This window comes from Streptomyces sp. NPDC002130, from assembly GCF_040296465.1.
GTDB lineage: Bacteria > Actinomycetota > Actinomycetes > Streptomycetales > Streptomycetaceae > Streptomyces.
Genome location: NZ_JBEOXI010000506.1, coordinates 1 through 2,809, shown reverse-complemented (window position 1 = coordinate 2,809; position 2,809 = coordinate 1). Strand labels below are relative to the sequence as shown.

Below are 2,809 nucleotides of genomic sequence, written 5' to 3'. Positions count from 1 at the left end.
GCCAGCCCTCCTCCATGGATGCGAATGCGACGTCCAAGACTCTGCCTGTAGTTGCATCCCTGCGAGGACGGTACCGTCGTCCTTGTCGTGCGGTGGATGCACGACTACGAGAACCTCAAGTGGTATCAGGTTTGGTCGAATCCGAATCTGCCTGCCGCACTGCAGTTTCCGCGTGTATTTATGCTTGCCGGGCCTGCGATTTGGGCGCTGAAGCTCAGTCTGTTCCTTCAGATCAAGCGTGAAAATCGTTCAGCGTGGGCACTTTCCGACGATCCCTTGAATATCGCCTCGTGGGGTTCCGGGCTCGACATGTCCAACTGGAATGTCGTCGTCAAACCCACCAGCTTCATGGACGACCTCAACGCAGGCACCTTGTGGGCGATCGTCTCGTCGCGGTGGAAGACCTGGCACGACATGGCGAAGCGCCCCCTCGAGGACGCCGAACTGACCGTCGTCGTGCGTCGATACCTCGAAGGCGACCCGCTGCCTTGGCCAGGAGCGAACCTCCGCCATGGTGCACTCGTCATCGACATCGTCGACAAGTCCGGTTACTACACCGGAACGTCCAACGGCGGCAACCTCTACTCCGGTCTCACGCGCGCAGTCGCGAAGTTCGCCGACGACTTCATCGACTCGACACTCGACCTGATCGTCGATGCCGACGTGCCCGGCGACTACTTCATGCCCGGCTACAAGTCGACACACGTGTCGATGCCCTACGTGATTTACCGCGAGGGCGAAGAGACCGGCATACGCTCGTCGACTTTCACGTACTCACCTTCTACAGCGGTTCAGGTAAACGCGGGCGGACACTCGATGCCGGGGGTCGTCTAGCCCCACTCGTTGATTCGGGTGGGGCTAGACGATCTCAATCGTCAACGAATTGCTTTCCGCGACTATCCAGATGCTCGGGGATCTCACAGCGATGATCCCCGGCGTGCCGCCTCTCGGCGGTGCTGCTGACGCGGTGCTCAAACCGCTCTACACGGACACCATCTTGGCGTGGATGTCCGTCGATTCACCTCAGCGCAAAAACAATTCGGGGTGGTCACGGTACTTCGAGTACTTCCAGGACGGCGCTGACAAGGCGTACACACTCAGCTCGCTCCTGGTGCTCCGTGCCGGCTTCTACGCGACCAAGACGTGGTTCACGCACGAACTGGCCATCTCTGATGCGGCTCCGTTCCTCGTCGGGGACAACGGACTCGGTCACTTCTTCCTCGGTGATCGAATCGGGGCAACGATCCCTGGTGACTTCACCGGGGAGGTGTACGTCGATCGGGTGTGCAGGCTCTCGCTGGCCTGGGACCGCGACGCGAATCCCGAATGGATGCCGGTCATCGGCGACAACCGTGCGCTGCAGGACCCAGGGCAGCGCGCCATGGAACTGATCGAAGACATCAAGGCGGCAATACACGACCTCGGCGTCAATTTCTGAACCAAGGAGACTCACATGTCAGTCGACGAGTTCCCGTTGCGGGACAACTCAAATCTGGACGATCCGGAAGAGATGTTCTTGCATCTCCTCGTCGGACTGCCCGGGATGAAGGGTGCGCCACTCCCATTCCCGGTGTCGTATCTGCGTCAGGTGTCGCGCCGCCTTTACGACGGCGGCGCGCGCCTGGTCGCAGACCCCACCATCGAGTACCACCCGCCACGAACCGGCGACGTCAACTCGATGTTCTCGGCAGGCACGTGGAAGCCGGTCGGCACCGCGAAAGAACCACCGATCGACGTCGACATCTCCAGACTTCCCGACTCCATCCGAAAAGAGCTCGTTCGGCAGCTCATCGCGTCCGGTGAGATCCCCGGGATCGACCCCACTGTCGGACAGGACATCCCCGACATCCTTCGCGGTCCGAACGCGCCGGAGAAACCGAAGGCGGAATCGAAGTCCGACCCGAAGTCTGTGCCCGCCGAGGACCTCCGTATCCGCGTCCGTGAAGTCGCGAAGCAGTGCGGGGTGTCGAACAAGACCGCGCTCAAAGCCCTCAAGGAAATCGGGAGCGACGTCAAATCCGTCAACGCGGCGATCGATCGCAGTACCGCATTCAAGTTGTACGGCCTTCTGGCCCAACCACGTTAGGAGACAGCCATGGAATGGACGGGCGATCCCGTATTTCTCGAACAGGTCATTCGGGATGCGGGAGTGAGTGTCAGCCTCTATCCCGGCGCCCTTGATCGAGGGCAGGGCGATTTCTACAAAATCTGGGGGATCGTCGACCATCACACCGGCGCACCAGTCGGAAGTAACCCCGGCCCCGGCGCAATCGCGAAACACCCCACCCTCGGCCTCGCATCCCAGATTCATTTGTCCCGCAAGGGCATCGCAACCATCTGCGGTGTCGGCATCGCCTACCACGCAGGAGCGGGTTCCTGGCCCGGCATCACCCAGAACGCAGCAAACCAGGTCACGATCGGCATCGAGGCCGAGAATAGTGGTACCGAAGGCTGGTCATCCGAACAGTATTGGGCGTACGTCCGCATCAATGCGGCGATTCTCCGCAAGCTCGGGCATCCGTCGTCTCGCACGATCGGTCACAAGGAATGGGCGAAGGTCCAAGGCAAGTGGGATCCGGGCGGGATGGACATGGATAAGTTCCGCGCGGACGTCGGCAACGTGATCGCGGAACTGAACGGCGTCAAGCCTGACGTGCCGGTCATCGAAAACCAGATCGACCGTGTCCGGTTCTTTTCCGACTGGCTCGGCAATCGCCTCCACGACGGAGAACCGCCGCGATGTTCTTGGACGAGCCGCATCGATCAATCAGCTACTACGCGGACCTGCAAACGCAGGTCGGTAGCCGCA

At 60.9% G+C, this 2,809-nt stretch carries 4 protein-coding genes; all 4 read left to right on the top strand.

Translation table 11 applies throughout. From position 1 onward, the window contains the following. Window positions 1-51: 51 nt before the first annotated feature. Window positions 52-834: a Gp37-like protein gene (locus ABT116_RS41885; RefSeq protein ID WP_502984035.1), complete on the top strand. Its 783-nt coding sequence runs from the start codon at window positions 52-54 to the stop codon at window positions 832-834. A gap of 49 nt (window positions 835-883) precedes the next feature. Then, window positions 884-1,438 (top strand): Gp37-like protein, encoded by a 555-nt coding sequence (locus ABT116_RS41880; protein WP_128636527.1) that lies wholly within the window; start codon window positions 884-886, stop codon window positions 1,436-1,438. Between the two features lie 15 nt (window positions 1,439-1,453). Continuing rightward, window positions 1,454-2,086, top strand: a complete 633-nt coding sequence (locus ABT116_RS41875) for a translation initiation factor IF-2 N-terminal domain-containing protein (protein ID WP_234551538.1) — start codon at window positions 1,454-1,456, stop codon at window positions 2,084-2,086. Between the two features lie 9 nt (window positions 2,087-2,095). Further along, window positions 2,096-2,809 (top strand): peptidoglycan recognition protein family protein (locus tag ABT116_RS41870; protein WP_351645615.1); only part of this gene is annotated, 714 nt, incomplete at its 3' end.

What these genes read in the sequence shown, in the direction of transcription:
- ABT116_RS41875 (WP_234551538.1), top strand. Translation starts at nt 1,454, where the DNA reads ATGTCAGTCGACGAGTTCCCGTTGCGGGACAACTCAAATCTGGACGAT.